The sequence below is a fragment of the Oscillospiraceae bacterium genome (genome assembly GCA_025757985.1).
Lineage (GTDB): Bacteria > Bacillota > Clostridia > Oscillospirales > Ruminococcaceae > Gemmiger.
Map to the genome: position 1 here is coordinate 1,787,586 of CP107210.1, position 21,134 is coordinate 1,808,719.

The window sequence follows — 21,134 nt, forward strand, 5'->3', positions numbered from 1 at the left end:
AAACCCAATGTCTCGAAAAGAATACTTTGCCTATGGTTCCAATCTGAATTTTGAGCAGATGGCTTACCGCTGTCCCGAAGCAACGGTGGTAGGCACTGCCAAGCTGGATGGCTATGAGCTGGCGTTCCGGCGCGGCTACCTGACGATTTTGCCCAAAGAGGGTGCAAGCGTTGAAGGACTGATCTGGTCTGTCACCGACCATGACGAATCACAGCTTGACTGCTACGAGGGCTACCCGACATTCTATGACAAGGAAACCGTGACGGTCACGGATGCAGATGGTACGCCGCATGAAATCATGGTTTACACGATGAACGAGCCGTACCGCGACCAACTGCTCCCCGTCAGCAGCCGCTACACTGCGGTTGTCATGCAGGGATGTCTGGATGCCGGTATCTCTCCGCAGCAGTTCTATGATGCTGACGAAAAATACAGAAAAGCCTACAAGGCCAGAGCCGCGCCATGTCCCAAGAAACACGCTCCCGAACGCTAACCAAGCCCGCTGCACCCCGCAGCGGGCTTTTTCTTTTGCAACAAAAGGAGAACCAGTATGAAAAACAAACACAGAATAAAGCAGTGCTTGTCGCTGCTGCTGGCGGGTGGAATTGCGCTCACAAATCTGGGCGCAGCGCTGCCCGCCTTTGCAGAGGATGCCCCCGCCACGCCGGAGAATGCCGAAGCGGTCACCCCCGAAACTGCCGAAGCGGACACCACGGCACCAAACCTTGTGCAGATTACCGAGAATCTTTACAACGATCTGCCGGACGCGCCTACCGGCAGTTACCTTGGCAGCATGGGTCTGCCCGTGGCAACCGGCGAAACAAAAATCGGTATCTCCGCGTGGGTTTCTGACCTGTATGACGGCGTAGATGCCCATATGGATGCCGATGCGCTGAACGCAGATGAGAACACGGTCACAATCGGCAAAACTCCCGGTACAGACTATGCCATTGTTCCACTGCTGGCGCAGGTCGAATACCCGGCAGACGGTGCGGTATCTGAAATCATACTGCCGGACGGTGTAGAGCTTTTAAGCTACCGCTCCACCGATTATGAGCCTATCCCGGCAGACGAGCAGGAGCAGGCTGAAATCCTGCACCAGACATACTCGGAGCAGTCGGCGGCAGCCACCGGCCTGTATGTAAAAGCCTCTGCCGATTTTACGGCGCAGCTTGTCTATACGGATTCGGACGGCAGTTCGCAGTCAAAATCTATCCATGTACAGATCAGCGGGGATGCTTCACCCACACAGATGTATGCCGACACCGGCGATGACAGCATTGCCGCCTATGCTGCAGGGCCGACTCCGCCGTATGCCACCGGCAAAATCACCAGCATTGCCAAAGAGGGCGGCACATGGCTGATTTGGTTCAACGGTCAGGAAGCCTACTGCTGCAGCCACGGCCTGAACGGCCAGCCCAAGGGCTGCCCCACCTACAGCTTCTCTCATGTGTCCCGCCTTGAACCCGGCCAGTATACGCCGGGCAACCACTATGCAAACCAGGTCAACATCTGGGGCGGTCTTGGTCAGCTGAGTCTGGATATGCTGGACGACCGTCCTGTTGTGGCAAGCCTTGAAGATGATCCTGAAGGCTGTGAAGAACAGCCGGACATCCTTGGCAGTCTTTACGATGAAACCCAGCAGTGGATCATGGAAAACTATCCCGACAGCTACGCTGCGCAGACCTATATTGCTGCTGCAGAAGAACTGGTAAACGGTACAGATGCGCAGTCCGGGGAAAACGGCTACTACACCTACATCTATAACCCGCCCGCAGGGTATGCGTGGCAGGTTGTGGCGCTGGTCGGTGAAGAAATTGCGGGCGGCACTGAGATCCCGGATGTGCCGAGTGTTCCGGAACCGAAGTACTATTCCGCTGCATGGACAGCTCCCGCCCAGACTGCCGACGGCAGCTTTGATCTGACATTCACCGTCAACACCGACAAGGTTCAGCTGAACACGCTGGAAAAGGTGGACGGGGCGGTCATTACCGTTACGCCCAGCCGAACAAGCGGCAATGTGGATGGCGGCAGCTGGCAGATGAGTCCTGCCGGAGCGCAGACCATTACCACAAGCGGTCACACGCAGGATGACAGTTTTCATCTGAATGGCGGCGACGGTTCTGCCACATGGACGGTTCACTACGAGGTGTCCAAGACCAGCACCAGTACGCTCAGCGGGCAGGAAGGACCGTTCACCAGCCAAGCCGAAGCAGACGCCGCTGCCGAAGCCGCCAAGAATGCGGCCATCGGGCAGCTGCAGAACGAAGCGCAGGGCATGGTGGACGCTGCCATTGCCGCGGCACGGGCGCAGCTTGCGAACATCACCTTTGCATACGATGAAGTCACCATCCCGCACGGCTTTGATTCCACGCCCGGTGCGCTGGGCAGCCACCAGACCATTACGGTTCCTGCCAACAGCTCGAACGACTACCCAATGAAAAACGACGAATGGTCGGTAAAAGTCAGCATCGACAAAATCGACAGTGAAACCAAGCAGCGCATCAAGGGCGACGCCGAGTTTAAGATTTTTGAGTGGGATGTGGTTCGGCAGTGCTATATCCCGACAGGCGGATATAACCAATACAAAGTTGAGCGTCAGTCGGACGGCACCTACAAGGTTATAAACCACAGCAGCTATGCCAATGGTTTTGACAATATCTATTACACCCAGCGCAACGAGGGCAAGTTTGTCATCGTGGAGAGCCGCGCACCCAGCGGGTACTACGGCGATTGGACGGATGCAACCGAACCCGGCACGGCAGGCTCTGTGCTGGGCAAGCGGGCGTATGCCTTTGAAATTGCCAAATCATTGGACGCCCAGACGATTTGGCTGGGCAACGCCGATTATAACGCCGACATTACTACGACCAACAGCGGCGGCACCCTTATCGACACCGGCGAGGGTGTGGTCACCATTACCTTCGGCAGCCGCAAGGCAGATAAGACCTACGCCACAGACCCCACCGGCATCGCCAACAACGAAGATTCCTACACCATGCACGCCAATGCCGACAAGATGCAGAACGACCGTGTCCTCGGCAATATTCTGCTGACGAAAGTGGATCTGGACGCCGCGCAGTATCTGGCTGCGGGCAGCAACGGAGATACCACGCTGGAAGGTGCGGTGTACGATCTGTATGCCGCTGACACGATTGAACACCCGGACGGTGTTTCTGGCATCGTAGATTATTCCAAAATTACCGATGCCAACGGCACGCCCCTTTGGCACACTACGGTTCTCACCAACGGCGGTTGGGATACCGATTACCTGCCCATTTTGCAGAAAGACCGACTGGTAGCCTCTGCAAAAATCACTGACGGCAAGCTGGCGTTTTCCAACCTGTATATGGGCAGATATTACCTTGTCGAACGCGCTACCGGGATGGTGTTGCCCATTGACGGAAACGGCAAGCTGTATGTTACCGGGAAGTACCCACTTTTGAACAAAAAGTTGGAGCGCACCGGAAAATACAGTGACTTGGCTCGGAAAAATAACGAGTACACCGATTACATCTACAAAAACCAGTATTCTGCCGTAGCCGAAGGCTGCAAGCCGAACGGCAGCAAGGCGTGGGATGGCTACTATCTGTCTTATGCCAAGGGCTACCTCTGCGATGAGGTCAACCACTACAAAACGCTGACCTACGCAGATGAATCCACCTACCACATCCACGCCGAGCAGGAAAGTCAAGACGAAGTCCTCAAATCCGGCTTTAGTTTGCAGAAGTTGGTTTCGACCACAGGCCAGCCCTCCCCGGCACTGAAGCTGGAGGGTGCGGGCTTCACCGTTTACCGCATCTCCAAACTGAGCAAGGCGGCGCAGTTCAAGCAGAACCCGGATGGCAGCTACAATGCACAATGCATTTTGGACGCCTACCGCAAGGACAACTACGATAACGCCACACTAAAATACGATTTCACCGCCGAGGGGCAAGCCATTGCCAATATGTTCGAGAGCAGCACCGATACGGTCAACGTCTATAACGCGACCTTGACCGCAGACGGTGACTGCGCCAACGGTAAAGGCAACGGCTGGATGCCCACGGATCAGCCTGCCGAGTATAGGCTGGCAGAAATGTTCACCAATGAGGAGGGCATCTTCCGCGTTGAGGGGCTGCCCTATGGGCAGTACCTTGTCGTGGAAACCACCATCCCCAAGGATGTGTTCCAGTGCGATCCGTTCATCGTGACAGTGGACGCCAACAGCCCGCAGAGTCGATTTACAGTTCTCGCGGGCAGCGTCACCACCCCCAGCAAAAATTATATGACTTTTAACGTGCTGGACGAGGAACTGGAAGGCTATTTGCAGCTTATCAAGACCGATACAGAAACCGGCAAGGCGGTCAAAATCGCCAACACCTCTTTTGCCTTGTACAAATTAGATGACAAGGGTAATAAGACCCGCATTTCCATGATCGAGCCCGCCAGCGGCAGCGCCACCAAGAAAACGGATGTGTTCTACACCGATGCAGACGGTCTTATGAAAACACCCGAAAAACTGCCGCTGGGCAGATACCTGATTGAGGAACTGCAAGGTCCGGAAGGATACTATAACGATCCTGCCTACTCGGTGGAGTTTGAAATCAAATCCGACCGTGTCTGGCAGGTCGTGGGCAACGCCACCAACGACATGGACGAGTATATCGTAGAAGAAAAATACTGCAATCACGAGACGCTCGGTCAGCTTACCATCCGCAAGCTGGGCAATGTGCTGACCGACTACCAAGAGGGTCAGTTCATCTACACGCAGGACAACCTTGTAGGCACGGTGTACGAAATTCACGCTGCAGCCGACATTGCCACACCCGACCGCCAAGGCACCTACTGGTACAAGGGCGGTGACTTGGTGGCAACTGTTACCACCGGCGCGGAGGGACAAGTGGATGAAGTAAAATTCAGCCCCACTCGTACACAGGCAACCTATGATTTCTTGAAAATCACCCATGATGGCACCAAAGGCGAAGTCACCGTGACCCTGCCGCTGGGCAAGTACACCATTACCGAGGTTCAAGCGCCGTATGGTTTTGTGCTGACCCAGCAGAGCTACACTGTGGAATTCGGCTGGGACAACCAGAAAGATGACATTGTGCTGGCAAAAACTATTGTCAGCCACGAGCAGGACGGCGACAAGGAATGTTCGTACAGCATAGTGAATGTCAAGGATGCCTCGGATGCCCACAAGATTGGACAGATTCTCGTGTTTGAAAATGCCCGTGTGCTGCCTGTTCCCGAAAAGCCCGGCGATAAAGTCAGCAAAATCGGTGTAGGCATTTACAAGCAGGACCGAGAGGCTCTGACCTATCTGGCAGGAGCCGTATATGAACTCTACACCGTGGATGACATTTATTCCGCGGACGGTACAAAGCTGCTGGACGCCGGTACAAAGCTGGCCACCGGCACTGCCACCAATGCCAACGGTTTCGCGTGGTTCGATGTGGATGTTCCCATCCGTTCTGAAAGCTGTCCCGACTCCGGCAACAGCGGCAGATACCGCATTGTCGAGGTCAAAGCTCCTGCCGGGTATCTGCTGGACAGCACCCCTGTGGATGTAGAGTTCACCTATGAAGGTCAGCAGATTGCATGGCAAATCGTAGATGGTACAAACACCAACCTGCGCACCAGTGTGGACATTTCCAAACAGAACATCACCAACGGCAAGGAGCTGCCCGGTGCAAATCTGGAAATCCGCGATGCAGACGGCAGTCTGGTCGAGGGCTGGACTTCCACAAAAACGCCGCACACCGTGCGAGGTCTGGAACTGGAAAAAGCGTACACCCTGACCGAAACTCGTGCCCCGGACGGCTACACCGAAGCCGAAAGCATCGTGTTCAAGCTGGTACAGGAAGGTAACGAACAAAGCAATATCGTCTATGTGAAATCCGACGATGATTGGGTAAAACTCAACGATGCCACCGTCATTATGCAGGACGCACCTGTACTTGACATAGACAAAACGGACATTGCGGGTAATCTGCTGCCGGGTGCTACGCTGACGATCCGTGATGCGAATGATGAGGTCGTCGACACTTGGACAACCGACTACAAAACGCATAGTGTTCCCATCTCGGATGAATTTATCAAGCTGTCGGATGGCAACAAGGAGTACGTCTACACCCTGACCGAAGATGCCGCCCCGGCCGGCTTTGAAATTGCCGAATCAGTGCAGTTTAAGGTACAGCAGGCAGACGAAAATGTTTGCCTGTTCGTCCGCGAAAATGCGGATGCCGAATGGGTGCGCGCCGACAAACGCCTGATCCAGATGATTGACGAAGCTACGCCCCGCGAGGACACGCCCACACCGACTCCGGCGCCCACACCGCAGCCGACGCCCGCTGCAACTCCGGTGCCAACTCCTGCGCCCACGCCGGTTATTACGCCGCGCAAGGTGCAGACCCTTCCGCAGACAGGAGATGGTTTCCCGCTGCTGGCTATTGTGGTCGTTTCCCTTGCGTCCGCGACAGGTATCGTGCTGCTGACCGTTAGGCAGAAAAATGCGCTGAAAGAAACTTCTGATGAGGAGGACGCCGATGAAAGTGCTGATCGTTGAACCCGGAAAGTACCCCCGCGAAGCCGACATTGAACACACCCTTGAAGCCGAGCAGGCAGTTGTCGGTGGCACCATCGAGGCAGTGTACCCTTGGCGGGATAGCGCCTGTATCGTCTGTAATGACAACGGCATTGCAGAAAAACTGCCGCTGAATCGTATGCTGGGCGACTATGACATTATCCACGGCACATTTTTCGTCTGCGGCCTGACCCGCGATGATTTTACCGACCTTACGCCGCAGCAGATGAAACACTACGAAGAAATGTACCACGACCCGCAGCTGTTTTTCCTGCTGGGCAAGACCCTGTGTGTGGAACACACCACCCCGGAAGAATATACCCGCGTTATGGCTCCGCCGCCCAAAACAAAAGAATCCCCGGAGCGCTGATATGAATACGATACTCTTCGCCCGCAGCCCGCCTGCGGGCTTTTTTCTTTGTCCGAAATCATCCAACAAGCAAGGAGAAGAACTAATGAACGACATTTTTGAAAACACCGAAACCATGCAGGAAAACGAGCATCCCCGTTTTTACACCGCAGAATCCGTCATGCGCGGGCATCCCGACAAGCTGTGCGACCTCATTGCCGACAGCGTGCTGGACGCCTGTCTGGAGAATGACCCCGCCAGCCGCGTGGCCTGTGAGGTCATGGCAACCCACGGTCACATCATTGTGGCGGGCGAAATCACGACCTCGGCCAAGCCCGACGTGTTCAACATCGTCCGCGACACCCTGCGGGATGTCGGCTATGCCCCGAAAGCCTACCAGATCGACTGCTACATCCACGACCAAAGCCCCGACATTGCGGGCGCGGTTGAACCCGAACTGGCTGAGGGAGAGGACGAGGACACCCTCGGTGCGGGCGATCAGGGCGTTATGGTCGGCTACGCCTGCAACGAAACGCCCGAATATCTGCCGATGCCTGTGGTTGCTGCCCAGCGCCTTGTAACGCTGTTGGAAATTTCCCGCATGACCGGCCTCATCCCGGACATCGGTCCGGACGGCAAGGTGCAGGTCACAATGGAATACAACGGTGATACCCCCGTGCGCATCACCACGGTGGTCGTGTCGGTTCAGCACAAAGAGGATACCGATATGGACAAGCTGGCGGATCTGCTGGACGAGTATGTGTTCCCGCTGGCCTTTGACGGTATGCCCGCCGATGATGCGGAAATCATCCTGAACCCCAGCGGCAAGTTTGTGCAGGGCGGTCCGGATGCCGATACCGGCTTGACCGGGCGCAAGCTCATGGTGGACAGCTACGGCACATTTGCACCCCACGGCGGCGGTGCGTTCAGCGGCAAGGATGCCACCAAGGTAGACCGCAGCGGCGCGTACATGGCGCGGTTTATTGCCAAAAATATCGTCGCGGCAGGCTTTGCCCAGCGCTGTCAGGTCACGCTGGCCTACGCCATCGGGGAGAAAGAGCCTGTCATGGTGGATGTGAATACGTTTGGCACAGGTGGCCCCTGCGAGGATGATTGCCTGTCGGCCGCTGTGCGCAAGGCGTATGACCTGACCCCTGCGGGCATCATCAAGCAGCTCGACCTGCTGAATCCTATTTACAGCTGCACGGCGGCGGGCGGTCACTTCGGGCGCGAGGATTTTCCGTGGGAAAATATCGAACGTATGAGCGATCTCGCCGCTTACATTGTGTAATTGCCGAGCGTCAGCAAAGAGCAGGTCAATGCCGCCAACCGGATGACGGCAATCGAGTTCCTGCGGCGGTATAGACCCAATTCGCTGGTGAAAAGCAGTGCGCGGGGCGAATATCAGCTTGCAGAACATGACAGCTTCAAGATAAACGGCGAATCCAGTGTGTGGCATTGGAAAAGCCGCGACATTGGCGGAAAGTCGGCGCTGAAATATTTGATTTATGTGGAAGGTGTACCGTTTGTGGAGGCGGTGCAGCTGTTATGTGAAGAAAGCCCAATGTACATCCCTGTGCAGCATGAAGCGGTGGAGCGCGAGCGCCCGCTGTTTCGTCTGCCGAACCCCGCGCTGAATAATGACCGCGTAACGCGGTATTTGCTGGGACGAGGCATCTCACTGCCCACCATCCGGTACTGTATTGCGAGAAAAATTCTGTACGAGAGTGCAGAATATCACAACTGTGTTTTCTTGGGAAAAGACCCACAGGGCGTGCCGAAATATGCGGCTCTGCGCGGTATTTATGACTATGGGAAACCGTTCAAGCGCGAGGCTCCCGGCAGTCAGAAACAGTACGGTTTCTGTATCCCGCCGATGCAGCCCGACACTACCGTGGCCGTGTTTGAAGCCGCCATAGATGCCATGGCAGAGATGACGCTCTGCGGCGATGCTGCAGATAAATACCGTTTGTCGCTGGGCGGGGTTTCATCCTCCGACAAAGAGCCGCTGGCGTTACAGGAGTTCCTGCGCCAGCACCCGGAGATCACCACGATAGAACTGCGGCTGGACAACGACGCCAAAGGGCGCATGGCGAGTGTCGGCATCCGGAAAATCTACGCTGACCGCTACACCGTGCATGACCTGCCGCCCGGCATCGAGAATGGAGATTACGCTGATATGGCAAAAACCAACCTGATGGCAAGAACTGCCGCCCACCGGGCCGCAGCCTGCCGATAGGAACATGAAATGAAAATACACATTCGTTCGCCCACCTTGGGCCATAGGAGGAAAAGAAAATGGCTGTGTTCCGTGTACAAAAGACGCAAAATTATACCATTATGTCCAACCATCATCTGCGCAACAAAGCTCTTTCGCTCAAGGCGAAGGGGCTTTTATCTTTGATGCTGTCTCTGCCCGAAGATTGGGATTATACCACGCGAGGGCTGGCGTCCATCTGCAAAGAGGGCGTGGACAGCGTGTGTGCCACCGTGCGCGAGTTAGAAGCAGCGGGTTATATTATCCGCCGCCGCATCCGCGACAAGAACGGTCAGATGCGCGGTATGGAGTACACGGTTTTAGAGCAGCCGCAGCCTCCGGAACAGGGTCCCGAAGAAGCAACGCCTAAGTGTGCCCAACCAAAACAGGCAAAGCCAAAACGGGAAAAACCTGTACAGGCAAATCCTGCACAATTAAATACTAAAGAACAAAAGAAAGAAATAACTAAAAACGTATCTAATCCTATCCGCACGGCAGACGAACGGGAGCAGTATCGGGATTTGATTCGGGAAAACATTGAGTATGACATTCTGGCAAAGAACAATCCGGCAGATAGGATTCGATTGGATGAGCTGGTGGAACTCATGCTGGACACGGTCTGTTCCAAACGCAGCAGTATCCGTATTGCGGGGGACGAGTTTCCGACAGAGGTAGTGAAGTCCAGATTCCTGAAACTTGAAGCTCAGCATATCCAGTATGTGCTGGACAGCCTGAAAGACAACCCGCCGCATATCCGCAATATCAAGAAATACTTACTGGCGGCGCTTTACAATGCGCCGCTGACGATTGAAAACTACTACGCCGCGCAGATCAACCATGATTTGTACGGCAGAAACCGAGGTGATGTGAATTGGAAATGAAGTTTTATTCTCCGCTGACTGCGGAATTTTTCCCAGATGAACCTGACTGGGAGGACGAATCTTACAACGAGTACGAAGGCTATCCAATGGACGGCCATGACCTGCTGCAATACGCAGACGCTGTTGATGAGGCTGTGAAAAAGGACATTGCAGATTTCAACGGTGACCTGATGCAGTATTACCACGAGGACGATTCTGTCCGCAGCAAGGTGGTAAGTGCTGTGCCGTCCGTGGAAATTCACGGTAACAAGCTGTGCGGCTGTCTGAACGTGGAACTGCAGGAGCCCTTGAACGAGGGTGAGCAGGCTGTTCTCTGCGACTACATCTCTGGCCAGTACAGTGACGGCTGGGGCGAGGGCTTTGAACAAAGGGATATTCGTGTGGATGACGGCACATTGGCTGTGCATTTCTGGCAGGAAGATGGATTCGAGATGACACCTGAACGCGAGATGCAGCAGGAATCCGCTACCCATGAAATCCGCCCCAAAATGAAGCTGATTGGGCAGGACGGCAACATTTTCGCCATCATGGGTCGCGCATCCCGGCTGCTGAAAAATGCCGGGCAGAGCAACAAGGCCAAGGAAATGTGTAACCGCGTTATGTCCTGCGACAGCTACCACAAAGCGCTCAACGTTATCTCCGAGTATGTCGAAACCGAACTGACGCCCAAAACCAGAAACAAACCGAACCGAGGTGACGCCCGATGAGGATGAAAAAATACGAAATCACCGACATTGCCCACCCGGACAACCCGAAACTGCACCGCATCCGGGCGCTGACCGATGTGGGTACAGATGTTCACAAAGGTGATTTGGGCGGCTTTGTCGAAACCGAGGATAATCTCGACCAAGAGGGCTTTGCATGGATTGGCAAAGATGCCATTGCCTGCGAGGATTCGTACATCGGCGGAGATGCAATACTTGCGGATTCCGCCGTGGCAAGGGACTCCGCCTATGTCGGAAACAACGCGGTTATCGCTGACCATGCCGTAGTGCAGGACAATGCCATTGTTTGCGGCGGATATATTTCCGGCAATAGTTGCATCTGTGGTAATGCCATCTTAAACGCCGATACGCAAACTCTCTGTGCGCCCATGATTGGCGGCAACGCCCGTGTCTATGGGGAACTCACCGGCAATGTGGTATGTCAGGGCGGTGCCGTGGTGCTGCCGGGTGTAAAACTTTACAATACCACGGCGGATTGCTTTGTCCTGAAAGATGATACTGTCAGTGTTGTGCCTGCCCAAAGGCCGGAAGTCACCGCACCAAAAGAAACAAAACACCACGAAAACGAACGCTAAGAAAGAAGGATGCCTTTGAAGAACACTCCCGAAACGCTCAACATTCTCGACCCCGATTTCCGGATGCCCGAACACTGCGGCGGTGACCGCTGGTCGATCCTGCACGGGGATTCTTTGCAGATTCTCCGCCAGTTTGAACCGAACAGCTTCGATGCCATCATCACCGACCCACCCTATGCCAGCGGCGGCAGCAGCCAGACCACCAAGAACCGCAGCACCAGCGAAAAGTACAGCAGCATGAGCAAGGAAAAGGCGCTGCCCGACTTCGATTCCGACCAGATGGATCAGCTGAGTTGGATGTTCTGGACAGCTGCATGGCTGCAGGATGCCCGCCGCATTGCCAAGCCCGGCGCGCCTGTCTGCCTGTTCATCGATTGGCGGCAGCTTCCCGCCATGACGCTGGCTTTGCAGTGGGCGGGCTGGACCTGGCGCGGTGTGGCGGTGTGGGATAAAGTCGCCAGCCGTCCACAGAAAGGACGCTTCCGCCAGCAGTCCGAGTACATTGTGTGGGGGTCGAACGGCAAAATGCCGCTTGAGAGAAATGTTGGGTGTCTGCCGGGCGTGTTCCGTTACCCGAATCCCCAGAACCGCATCCATGTCACCGAAAAGCCCTTGCAGCTTATGCGGGATGTGGTGCAGATCTGCGAACCGGGCGGGCGCATCCTTGACCCCTTTGCCGGGGCGGGCACCACCGTGCTGGCCGCTGTGCAGGAAGGCTATGAGGCTGTCGGCATTGAAATGTCGGACGCCTACTTCCAACGCAGCACTGAACGGCTGAAAACTGCCCTTGAATCCGAAGTGAATCAGAACTGATTCACTTTTGACCGCCAACTTGAAAATAGTGAATCAAATTTGATTCACTCCCGAAATTCAGAAAGGAAACACGAAAATGAAACGATCTTGGGCTTTTATCTGCGCCAGCGAGGGCGCAACCTCCAAACATCTCCGCAATTATTGCCGTGAAGTCTACCTGCTGGGCTACCTGCCGGTATGCCCTAAATTGCAGGACAGCCAGTATTTGGTGCTGGAAGATGCCATGGAACGCAGCGAGTACACCGCCATTGTGCGGGATAAGCTGTTGCGCTGCCCGATGCTGGTGGTCTGCAGTCGCAATCAGGATGCTACCACCAACGCGCAGATCGGTTTGGCACAGAAATACAACCGTATTGTCACAACCTTGGACGGTTTGAAGAAAGCCGTTTCGGAGGGTGACGACCTTGTGTCATGAATTGCGCTGGGGGGGCATGTTTGGCAAGCATAGCGTTTGGATATCCAAACGCACCTTTGGGGTGATCCCCAAACCCCCGTAATGCGCAGGCGTGGTCATGTGATTCCGCTGCGGCTGAACGAGCGCGAGTACCGCCATCTTTGTGAACAGGTCAAGATAAGTGGGTTATCCCGCGAGGAATACCTGCGCTCCCTTATCTTGGACAAAGAAATCCATCCGCGCCCCTGCACACATCATGGGGAACTTGTGCGGAAAATTTCCGGTTTGTGCAACAACGCCAACCAGCTTGCGCACCGCGCCAACAGCACGGGCGTGGCGGGGCAGCAAAGCGTGGACGAGATGATGCGCATCGCCAAGGAAGTCTGGCGCGAGATAAAAGAAAACTACTAGGAGGCTCTATGAAATATGGCTTACACATCCGTGATCCCTGTCCGCCGTCTGGATCGGGCGGTGAAGTATGTGATGAACAAAGAAAAGACCACGGCGGTATCCTTGCAGGACGCCCTCGACTATGCCGCCAACCGCGATAAAACAGAGCAATCCTGCTTTGAAAGTTCGTATGCCTGCACGCTGGAAACCGCCTTTGCCGATATGCGCCAAACCAAGGAACGCTGGCACAAGTCGGGCGGCGTGCAGGGGTATCACCTTGTGCAGAGCTTCGCTGCAGGAGAAGTTTCCCCCGAACTGGCGCACCAAATTGCAAAGGAACTGGCAGACCGTGTGCTGGGCGGACGGTATGAATATGTCATCGGTACGCATTTAAACACCGGGCATATCCATTCGCATATTGTCTGGAACTCGGTCAGCTGGATAGACGGCAAGAAATACCACAGCAACGGTAAAAGCTATGTGACGGAAATCCGCGCGGTATCGGACGAACTTTGCCGAAAATATAAGCTGTCGGTCATTGACACTGAAAACTCCCATCATGTGGCAAAGCCCTACGCCGAATGGCTGGCGGAGAAAAACGGACAGCCCACATGGCGCACGGCTATTCGGCAGGATGTGGACGAAGCGATTCAACAAAGCCTTACATGGCGGCAGTTTGTTGCGGCACTGCAGGTTAAAGGATACGAACTGCGATTCAACCGCAAATACCCGGTGTTACGCCCACCCGGAAAAGAGCGCTTTGTTCGATTCAAAACGCTGGGCAAGCGGTACACGCCAGAAGCAATCCAGACGCGCATCCTGTATCCACAAAGCTCCCACCCTTATGTGGAAAATCCACCAACAATCCAACATGGCCGTCTGCGCAGCGGGGAAAAGCCCCATCGCAAGCTGGCCGGGCTGCGGGCACTGTACTATCGTTACCTGTACGAATTGGGCGCGCTGCCCCGCAAGCCGCGTCGCCCCAGCTATGCGGTGCGGCAGGATGCCTACAAGTTAGACCTGCGCATCCGGCAGATGGAGTTCCTATCCAAGCACAACATTGACACGCTGGAGCAGCTGGAAACTCACCGACAAGCCCTGCAAACAGAAATTGGGCAGTTGCTGACAAGGCGTAAGCAACTACCCAAAACCGATGATGTACAATCGCAGCGTGAATCGGTCAACACCGCCCTAAAGCAGCTTCGCCAAGAGGAACGGCTCTGCCGCAAAATTGCAGAACATTCAATCGAGGTGCAGCAGCACCTCACCGAAGCCCGCCGCGACCGCGCCGAGCAGCAGCGCGAACAGGAATGTACGCGTGACCGCCGCCCCGATATTACAACGCGTTAATCTGTAAGACCCAGCAGCCAATCCCGTGCATTGATGCGGCGAATGCCGTCATACTGTTCCTCCGGGTCATCGTCCATCGTAAGAATATATTTGGGGTAGTGGTCGCGGATGGACAGCAAGGGTCGCAGCTCCCGCTGCAGGGTATCCGCGTCACGAACGGAAAGCGCCACTTGGTAATAGAAAGTACTGTTGCCGTTCATTGCCACAAAATCGACCTCGAAAGAATCGACCTTTCCGACATACACGTCATAACCGCGCCGCAGCAGTTCCAGATAAATCACATTTTCCAGAATATGACCTGCGTCTGTATTGCGTTTGCCAAGCAGCATAAATCGCATACCGATATCTACGACATAGTATTTTCCCAAGGTTTTCAGATACTGCTTACCCTTGACATTATACCGCTGTGCGGGATAGATAATGTAGCTTTCGATCAGCGCATCAAGATAGCGTTCGACGGTCTTTACATCAACTTTTCGTCCTTCGGATGTCAGGGTGTCTGCAATTTTCTTGGAGGAAAGCGGACTGCCGATGTTGTCAAAAATATAGCGCAGCACACTTTTCAACATCAACGGATCGAGGATCTTTCTTCGTGTCAAAATATCTTTTACGACAATCGTGTTGAAAATGCCATCCAAGTAATCCCGAATCTCGTTCGGATGCCCCTTAAGTTCCAGCGCATAGGGAAAGGAACTGTTTTCCAGATATTCGGTATATTTTATTCCGCGATCTTCCATACTGCCGGTACTCTGCATATATTCCTTAAAAGAAAGCGGCAGCATTTCGATTTGCACATAGCGCCCGGAAATAAGGGTGGCTATTTCACTGGACAGCATATAGGCATTGGAACCTGTGACGTATATATCTACATTTTTCTTGATATACAAACTGTCGATCACTTTAGGAAAATCCGTGACGTGCTGTATCTCATCCAGAAAAATGTAAGTCATCTTTTCGGGAACAAGACGGTCTTTCAGGTAAGCGTACAGTTTTCTATAGTCGGTAAGTTCCTCAAAATCCATATCCTCAAAATTGATGGCAATAATTTGGTCTTGTTCGACGCCATTCTGCAGCAGCCAATCTTGGTACATTTCCATCAAAACAGACTTTCCGCAGCGGCGGATACCTGTTACGGCTTTGATGAGTTGCTTGTCCTTAAACGCAATCAGTTTATTCAGGTATTCAGTTCTGGTAATCCGCATAATAAACCCTCCGCAGCTTTTAATGATAGTATACGCCAAAAAGTGTAAAATGTCACGCACTTTTTGGAATCGAATCCAAATAATTCAAGAAAGAAGGATGTATATGAATTATTCAAACAAAGACTACATCGAACACCTGCGCCGCAAGTACCCGCCCGGTACGCGGCTGCAACTCAGCTGCATGGAAGATGAGTTCCCCGTGCCGCCTGGTTCTATGGGCACGGTGGAATGTATCGACGACGCTGGGCAAATCCATGTAGATTGGGACTGCGGGCGCAGCCTTGCGCTTATTCCCGGCGTGGATTCGTTCAGCCGCTTGCCCTCACCCAAAGAAAAGGCCGGTGATGCCAGATGAATTACGGCTCTGAACCCGCAGACCAGGTCGTCCGCTACTCGCTGGAGGGTGCAGAGTTTGCCCTGCGCATCTCCGGCACAGCTGCGAAAAACTTCTTTATTTTCGCACAGGCAGTGCTGCACGACAGCAAAAAGACCCACGGCAAAACCCATCTTATCCGTCTGCTGAAAGAACAGAAGCCGCTGAAATTTTTCACGGTGGACAAGTATGACATGCGCGCCTTTGCCCGTGCGGCAAAATTCCACGGCTTGCTGTTCTGTCCCATCCGCGACAAGATGGATCCCGACCACATTGAGATTGCTATTTTGCAGGATGATGCGTCCAAAGCAAACCGCATTATTGAAAAACTGCAGTTGGATGTCGTGGACACCGGCACGGCAGAACTGGTCGATACCGTGCAGCAGAATTTGGAAAATGCAGCCCCCAACCACGAGAACACGCCCGCTGTGGATTTTCCTCTGGGCTCGGAGAACGCCAGTCCGTCCGAGCCTTTCTCCGACAGCAGCAGATTTTTTGCAAACTCGCCGTCGCCGCGCGCCGATCAGCTTCGAGCCAAGGGTGAGCGCCCCAGCGTGCGCATGGAACTGCAGGATATTACCGCCTATCTGCGAAACCGAGCAGAGGCACCCAAAGACCGTATGCCCAAGCTGCCGGTAAAAATCCGGCGCAAAGAAAAGGTGCTATAAATGTTTTCTGTTTGTTTTCAAATGGCAGATAGCTATTGCGGCGGTTCTATGGTATGTTGGCGATAGGAGGTGCAAAAACAATGACAGAACGTAAAGTTAAACTTGACCGTGCCAACAAAAGTATCCTGCTCCGGGCGCTGGGCGATGTCTACTACGGCCAGCGCGCCCGCGGCGGCAGTGCCGAAGAAACGGGACGGCTCATCCTGAGGGTGAACGATCTGCCAGCAGGAGGTAAGCTGACGATGTCAGCGGCAGAGTATCGGCTGGCAAAAGCAGCCCTCAACCAACTGCGTACCCAGCGCTTGGCTGAGGGCGGGTACACCGATGCCGTGGATGACGCGCTGACCCGACTGCTGCACGCCCACACGCCGCTGTTTATCTGGTGAATCTGGCTATGACATGGAAAAAATTCTGGTCGATCATTGACCGAGTCCGCGCCAAAGCGGATGTGCAGGATGAAGCGTCCGTGAAACAGTTTCTTTACACGGAACTCATGAAATTGCCGCAGGATGAACTGCTCGGCTTTGATTGCGTATGGCAAAGCTATCGCAATAAAGCCAACTTTCCTAAAATGGTCGCGGCAGCCTGCATCATCAATGACGGCAGTTCGGATGACAGATTTACCGATTTCCGTAACTGGCTGATTATGCAGGGGTACGATGCTTATCGGCAAGCGCTGATTGACCCCGATAACCTTGCGGCGCTCAACATTCCGTTCCGAGATACTGAGTGGATGGGATGCGGGAATGTGGCGTGGTATGCCTACGCGGGGCAGAAGCTGCACACCTATTTTGAAAAGGAAGGAATTGCCGCCAAGTTATTCCGAAAGTATCCGGCTCTGCTGAAATCGTCTGCCGATTTACATCAGGCAATTATGCAGGAACAGCTTGTACCCCACCGTGCGCCGGAAACCGAATGGGAACGACAAATGCTGCGAACGGAAGTCAAGCACTACATAGATACCAGCGGGCTGGCGTACAGCTACAACGAATTCTATACTCAAAATATGCCGGATAAGGTTGCATGGGAAACGCTGCAAAGCGATTTGTTTGCAAATCTGCCGCAAATCAAGGCGGAACGTATGCCGCAGGACTTTTCCGTAGTTTTGCCGAAGTTGTGGAGAAAGCGTCAGGCATGGGATGCTGAGCGTACAAAGCGCCCGCCCTATCGCGGCGAAGAAAGGTAACTTACCACGCCGGGGAGAAAGAACCCTTGGTGGGTCTGGCTGCTGCCGCTGCCTGTTGTATGGTGGGCAGCACTGGCGGTGGCTTGCCGCTGGAAGCCGGGCATGAAAATAACGGCTCTGCTGGATGCGCTGAACAGCGCACTGGCAGAGCCGTTTGCGTTGGCGTGGGTCAGCGACAGCCCGCGCTTTTTGCTTGTGTTCACGGTGGTTTATGCGGTAGCGGTTATCGTGGCCGTGACGGATCAGAAGAACACCCGCCCCGGTGCGGAGCATGGCTCGGCGGCTTGGGGCGATGTGTTCCGATTGAACAAGTTCTACATGGATAAGCGCGGACCGAACCTGCTGCTGACCCAACACTTTCACATCGGGATAGACGGCTACAAACACAAGCACAACACCAATATCCTGATTGTCGGCGGCTCCGGTGCAGGCAAAACGCGCACCTATGGCGTGCCGAATGTACTGGAATGTGCCTGCTCTATGGTCATTACAGATCCTAAGGCTGAAATTTTGCGTAAGACTGGGAATTTGTTGAAGCAAAAGGGCTATGAGGTTATCGTATTCGACCTCATAAACCCCGCCGCATCGTTCTGTTACAACCCGTTTGTGTATGTGCATGATGACCGCGAAGTGTTGACTTTGATAGAAAATCTGATTCAAAATACCACGCCATCACATTCAAAAAGCAGCGACCCCTTCTGGGAAAAGTCCGAAACGGCGCTGCTGCAAGCCCTTATGTTGTACCTGCTGCACGAGGCTCCGCCCGAAGAACAAAACTTCCCGATGGTCATGGAGATGATTGCTGCCGCAGAAGTCCACGAGGATGATGACAACTACCAATCCCCGCTGGACATCTTGTTCGAGCGCTTGGAAATGCGCGAACCCGACAGCATCGCTTGTAAGCAGTACCGCATTTTCAAACAAGCGGCTGGCAAGACCGCCAAGTCCATTTTGGTCAGCGTGGGTGTGCGCCTTGCCGCGTTCAATCTGCCGTCCATCGCCAAGCTGACGATGACAGACGAACTGCATTTGCAGGAATTGGGCGAGCGCAAAATTGCGCTGTTCTGCTGCATCCCGGATTCGGACAAGTCCCTCAATTATCTGGTAGGTATGATCTACACCCAACTTATCCAAACGCTGTACCGCCAAGCAGACCGCATACACAAAGGACGCTTGCCTGTGCCGGTGCATTGCTTGATGGACGAGTACGCGAACATTTCCTTGCCGAAAGACACCTTTTTGTCGGCGTTGGCCACGATGCGTTCCCGCGCTATTTTCTGTTCGATTATTGTGCAGAATATGGCACAGTTAAAGGCTATGTACAAGGATGATTGGGAATCACTGGTCGGTTTGTGCGACGAGTTCCTCTATCTCGGCGGCACCGAGAAAGAAACCCACAAATATGTCTCGGAACTGCTGGGAAAAGAAACCATCTCCACGACCAGCTATAACCAAAGCAAGGGACGCAGCGGCAGTTACAGCATAAACCACCAGCAATCCGGGCGCGACCTCATGACCCCGGACGAGGTGCGGCTGCTCGACAACAGCAAGTGCATCCTGTTCATCCGTGGGGAACGACCCGTGATTGACCTGAAATATAATCTGCTCAAACACCCGAACATCCACTGCACCGAGGACGGCGGCGCGGCTCCCTATGACTACACCGCCGCCGACAACGCGCTGGACGATCTGCCCGGCGCACCCGAAAATTATGAACTGCTGGATATGGACGACTTTCTGCCCGCCGAAGCGGCAGAAATGAAGCCAACCATACAAAGAATCAGGAGGCCCAAATGAAGCTGAATAACAACAAAAAATCCGTAAAAATTTCTCGCAGCCTGTTCATGCTGTACGCCGTCATGGTGTGCGGCATTGTTTTTGCCCTACCCGCCTTTGCCGCAGATGACCCGCTGGTCGTGGTCGAAAATCTCTCCACATTCATCTTTTCGCTGATCCGCGCGGTGGGTCTTATCCTGCTGGGGTGGGGCATTGTGCAGGTCGGTCTGTCGTTGCAGAGCCACGACCCCAGCCAGCGCAGCCAAGGTTTTCTGACGCTGGCCGGTGGGCTGGTTATCACGTTCGCCAAGGAAATCCTCGACCTCATTACCGCGTGAGGGCTTTGCACAAAGAAACGGCGGTGATGCCCTGTGGGTGAGTCATGGATCGTATCGAACCTGAACGCCGCACTCTCTACATGGAATGACAAGTTAGCGGAGATTTGGTCACTGCTGACCGAAAGCCCGCAGACATTCAAAGGCGGGCAGGTTTGGGGCGTGATGACCGGCATCCACGGCGCTTTGCAGGCAATCGGCTATGGGCTGCTGGTGCTGTTTTTTGCTGTTGGTGTGATGAAAACCTGCGGCAGCTTTGTGGAAGTCAAAAAGCCGGAACACGCGCTAAAGCTGTTCATCCGCTTTGCGCTGGCAAAGGGCGCGGTAACGTATGGGCTGGAATTGATGCTGGCGGTGTTCTCCATTGTGCAGGGCATGGTATCGACCATTATTACGCAATCGGGCAGCTCCGGGATGAGCAGCGTATCGCTGCCGCAGGAGTTGATCGATGCCATCAACAGCGTGGGATTCTGGGATAGCATCCCCCTGTGGGCGGTTACGCTGATCGGCGGGCTGTTAATAACCGTTCTATCGTTCACGATGATTCTCACGGTCTACGGCAGAATGTTCAGCCTGTGGATGTACGCTGCGATTGCGCCGATACCGCTGTCCACATTTGCAGGTGAGCCCACCGGCAGCGTGGGGAAAAACTTCATCCGCAGCTATGCAGGGGTCTGTTTGCAGGGCGTGGTGATTGCCTTGTCCTGCATTATTTTCTCCGCCATCTCGTCCAGCCCGCCCGCCGTGGATACCGGTGCATCGGTTGTCACCGCCGTTTGGACCTATGTCGGGGAACTGGTGTTCAACCTGCTGGTGCTGGTCGGTGCCATCAAGGGCTGTGACCGCATCGTTAAGGAAATTATGGGACTATAAGGGGGCAATCTATGGAAATCAAAATACCGAAAGAAGTCCGCGACTACCATGAAAATATCTTTTTCGGGCTGAACACGCGGCAATTCATCTGCTCGGTGCTGGCTGTGGCGGTGGCTGTCGGCATCTACTTTGCCTTGCAGCCGTATGTCGGCACAGAAGAAATCGGCTGGATGTGCATCTTGGGTGCTGCGCCGTTTGCCGCCTGCGGCTTTTTCACCTACCACGGCATGACCGCCGAACAGGTGCTGTGGGCGTGGTTCAAGTCTGAAATCCTCTGCCCGAAGCGCCTTATTTTCAAATCCGACAGCTATTACTACGAAGCCATGCAGCCCGCCATCCGCGCGGGCATGAAGCGAAAGAGAGGTTTGCCTATAAAGAAAAATACGCATAACAGCGAGGAAACCGCTTGATTAAAACCC

Annotated in this window: 21 protein-coding genes; 20 read left to right on the forward strand and 1 reads right to left on the reverse strand. The window is 54.3% G+C overall.

Annotated features, from left to right (window positions below; translation table 11 throughout):
* The first annotated feature begins 7 nt into the window (after positions 1–7).
* From OGM67_08860 to OGM67_08915, 12 genes are all read left to right on the forward strand, one after another.
* Positions 8–493 (forward strand): gamma-glutamylcyclotransferase, encoded by a 486-nt coding sequence (locus OGM67_08860; GenBank protein UYJ33698.1) that lies wholly within the window; start codon positions 8–10, stop codon positions 491–493.
* Between the two features lie 57 nt (positions 494–550).
* Positions 551–6,550 carry a SpaA isopeptide-forming pilin-related protein gene (locus OGM67_08865; GenBank protein ID UYJ33699.1) on the forward strand — a complete coding sequence of 2,000 codons (6,000 nt, stop codon included), beginning with the start codon at positions 551–553 and terminating at the stop codon, positions 6,548–6,550.
* Positions 6,531–6,938 (forward strand): DUF3846 domain-containing protein, encoded by a 408-nt coding sequence (locus OGM67_08870; GenBank protein ID UYJ33700.1) that lies wholly within the window; start codon positions 6,531–6,533, stop codon positions 6,936–6,938. Before OGM67_08865 ends, OGM67_08870 begins: the two co-directional genes overlap by 20 nt.
* Positions 6,939–7,023: 85 nt before the next feature.
* Positions 7,024–8,208: a methionine adenosyltransferase gene (gene metK / locus OGM67_08875; GenBank protein ID UYJ33701.1), complete on the forward strand. Its 1,185-nt coding sequence runs from the start codon at positions 7,024–7,026 to the stop codon at positions 8,206–8,208.
* The gene (locus tag OGM67_08880) at positions 8,209–9,156 is read left to right on the forward strand and encodes a DUF3991 and toprim domain-containing protein (GenBank protein ID UYJ33702.1); all 948 of its coding nucleotides are present in this window, start codon (positions 8,209–8,211) and stop codon (positions 9,154–9,156) included.
* Between the two features lie 59 nt (positions 9,157–9,215).
* Positions 9,216–10,055 carry a DUF6017 domain-containing protein gene (locus OGM67_08885; protein UYJ33703.1) on the forward strand — a complete coding sequence of 280 codons (840 nt, stop codon included), beginning with the start codon at positions 9,216–9,218 and terminating at the stop codon, positions 10,053–10,055.
* A complete protein-coding gene (locus tag OGM67_08890) occupies positions 10,052–10,762 on the forward strand; it encodes a hypothetical protein (protein ID UYJ33704.1) in 711 nt (236 codons plus the stop codon). Before OGM67_08885 ends, OGM67_08890 begins: the two co-directional genes overlap by 4 nt.
* Before the next feature lie 2 nt (positions 10,763–10,764).
* On the forward strand, positions 10,765–11,355 hold the full coding sequence (locus OGM67_08895; protein UYJ33705.1) for a hypothetical protein: 591 nt from the start codon (positions 10,765–10,767) through the stop codon (positions 11,353–11,355).
* Positions 11,356–11,364: 9 nt separating this feature from the next.
* Positions 11,365–12,168, forward strand: a complete 804-nt coding sequence (locus OGM67_08900) for a site-specific DNA-methyltransferase (protein UYJ33706.1) — start codon at positions 11,365–11,367, stop codon at positions 12,166–12,168.
* A 76-nt stretch (positions 12,169–12,244) separates the two neighbouring features.
* Positions 12,245–12,583: a hypothetical protein gene (locus OGM67_08905; GenBank protein ID UYJ33707.1), complete on the forward strand. Its 339-nt coding sequence runs from the start codon at positions 12,245–12,247 to the stop codon at positions 12,581–12,583.
* A gap of 81 nt (positions 12,584–12,664) precedes the next feature.
* Complete coding sequence (locus OGM67_08910; protein UYJ33708.1) at positions 12,665–12,973, forward strand: MobC family plasmid mobilization relaxosome protein; 309 nt, start codon at positions 12,665–12,667, stop codon at positions 12,971–12,973.
* A gap of 15 nt (positions 12,974–12,988) precedes the next feature.
* Complete coding sequence (locus OGM67_08915; protein UYJ33709.1) at positions 12,989–14,302, forward strand: relaxase/mobilization nuclease domain-containing protein; 1,314 nt, start codon at positions 12,989–12,991, stop codon at positions 14,300–14,302.
* Here OGM67_08915 and OGM67_08920 read toward each other — a convergent pair.
* Positions 14,299–15,504, reverse strand: a complete 1,206-nt coding sequence (locus OGM67_08920) for an ATP-binding protein (GenBank protein UYJ33710.1) — start codon at positions 15,502–15,504, stop codon at positions 14,299–14,301. The two genes, OGM67_08915 and OGM67_08920, sit on opposite strands and share 4 nt — an antisense overlap.
* A gap of 103 nt (positions 15,505–15,607) precedes the next feature.
* On the opposite strand from OGM67_08920, the gene OGM67_08925 reads away from it, so the two are divergent.
* From OGM67_08925 to OGM67_08960, 8 genes are all read left to right on the forward strand, one after another.
* A complete protein-coding gene (locus OGM67_08925) occupies positions 15,608–15,859 on the forward strand; it encodes a DUF4314 domain-containing protein (protein ID UYJ33711.1) in 252 nt (83 codons plus the stop codon).
* Complete coding sequence (locus OGM67_08930; protein ID UYJ33712.1) at positions 15,856–16,545, forward strand: PcfB family protein; 690 nt, start codon at positions 15,856–15,858, stop codon at positions 16,543–16,545. Before OGM67_08925 ends, OGM67_08930 begins: the two co-directional genes overlap by 4 nt.
* A gap of 80 nt (positions 16,546–16,625) precedes the next feature.
* The gene (locus OGM67_08935) at positions 16,626–16,931 is read left to right on the forward strand and encodes a hypothetical protein (protein ID UYJ33713.1); all 306 of its coding nucleotides are present in this window, start codon (positions 16,626–16,628) and stop codon (positions 16,929–16,931) included.
* 8 nt (positions 16,932–16,939) lie between these two features.
* On the forward strand, positions 16,940–17,731 hold the full coding sequence (locus OGM67_08940) for a DUF4240 domain-containing protein (GenBank protein UYJ33714.1): 792 nt from the start codon (positions 16,940–16,942) through the stop codon (positions 17,729–17,731).
* A gap of 102 nt (positions 17,732–17,833) precedes the next feature.
* The gene (locus OGM67_08945) at positions 17,834–19,528 is read left to right on the forward strand and encodes a type IV secretory system conjugative DNA transfer family protein (GenBank protein ID UYJ33715.1); all 1,695 of its coding nucleotides are present in this window, start codon (positions 17,834–17,836) and stop codon (positions 19,526–19,528) included.
* A 47-nt stretch (positions 19,529–19,575) separates the two neighbouring features.
* A complete protein-coding gene (locus OGM67_08950) occupies positions 19,576–19,845 on the forward strand; it encodes a glutamyl-tRNA amidotransferase (protein UYJ36216.1) in 270 nt (89 codons plus the stop codon).
* Positions 19,846–19,878: 33 nt separating this feature from the next.
* Positions 19,879–20,715 carry a hypothetical protein gene (locus tag OGM67_08955; protein UYJ33716.1) on the forward strand — a complete coding sequence of 279 codons (837 nt, stop codon included), beginning with the start codon at positions 19,879–19,881 and terminating at the stop codon, positions 20,713–20,715.
* Positions 20,716–20,726: 11 nt separating this feature from the next.
* Positions 20,727–21,125, forward strand: coding sequence for a PrgI family protein (locus OGM67_08960; GenBank protein UYJ33717.1), 399 nt, complete (start codon positions 20,727–20,729; stop codon positions 21,123–21,125).
* The last annotated feature ends 9 nt before the right edge of the window (positions 21,126–21,134 follow it).

Coding starts and splice junctions, on each gene's coding strand:
- OGM67_08945 (UYJ33715.1), top strand. CDS start 17,834: ATGAAAATAACGGCTCTGCTGGATGCGCTGAACAGCGCACTGGCAGAG.
- OGM67_08935 (UYJ33713.1), top strand. CDS start 16,626: ATGACAGAACGTAAAGTTAAACTTGACCGTGCCAACAAAAGTATCCTG.
- OGM67_08900 (UYJ33706.1), top strand. CDS start 11,365: ATGCCTTTGAAGAACACTCCCGAAACGCTCAACATTCTCGACCCCGAT.
- OGM67_08950 (UYJ36216.1), top strand. CDS start 19,576: ATGCTGTACGCCGTCATGGTGTGCGGCATTGTTTTTGCCCTACCCGCC.
- OGM67_08925 (UYJ33711.1), top strand. CDS start 15,608: ATGAATTATTCAAACAAAGACTACATCGAACACCTGCGCCGCAAGTAC.
- OGM67_08865 (UYJ33699.1), top strand. CDS start 551: ATGAAAAACAAACACAGAATAAAGCAGTGCTTGTCGCTGCTGCTGGCG.
- metK (UYJ33701.1), top strand. CDS start 7,024: ATGAACGACATTTTTGAAAACACCGAAACCATGCAGGAAAACGAGCAT.
- OGM67_08920 (UYJ33710.1), bottom strand. CDS start 15,504: ATGCGGATTACCAGAACTGAATACCTGAATAAACTGATTGCGTTTAAG.
- OGM67_08885 (UYJ33703.1), top strand. CDS start 9,216: ATGGCTGTGTTCCGTGTACAAAAGACGCAAAATTATACCATTATGTCC.
- OGM67_08870 (UYJ33700.1), top strand. CDS start 6,531: ATGAAAGTGCTGATCGTTGAACCCGGAAAGTACCCCCGCGAAGCCGAC.
- OGM67_08905 (UYJ33707.1), top strand. CDS start 12,245: ATGAAACGATCTTGGGCTTTTATCTGCGCCAGCGAGGGCGCAACCTCC.
- OGM67_08910 (UYJ33708.1), top strand. CDS start 12,665: ATGCGCAGGCGTGGTCATGTGATTCCGCTGCGGCTGAACGAGCGCGAG.
- OGM67_08930 (UYJ33712.1), top strand. CDS start 15,856: ATGAATTACGGCTCTGAACCCGCAGACCAGGTCGTCCGCTACTCGCTG.
- OGM67_08895 (UYJ33705.1), top strand. CDS start 10,765: ATGAAAAAATACGAAATCACCGACATTGCCCACCCGGACAACCCGAAA.
- OGM67_08860 (UYJ33698.1), top strand. CDS start 8: ATGTCTCGAAAAGAATACTTTGCCTATGGTTCCAATCTGAATTTTGAG.
- OGM67_08890 (UYJ33704.1), top strand. CDS start 10,052: ATGAAGTTTTATTCTCCGCTGACTGCGGAATTTTTCCCAGATGAACCT.
- OGM67_08915 (UYJ33709.1), top strand. CDS start 12,989: ATGGCTTACACATCCGTGATCCCTGTCCGCCGTCTGGATCGGGCGGTG.
- OGM67_08960 (UYJ33717.1), top strand. CDS start 20,727: ATGGAAATCAAAATACCGAAAGAAGTCCGCGACTACCATGAAAATATC.
- OGM67_08940 (UYJ33714.1), top strand. CDS start 16,940: ATGACATGGAAAAAATTCTGGTCGATCATTGACCGAGTCCGCGCCAAA.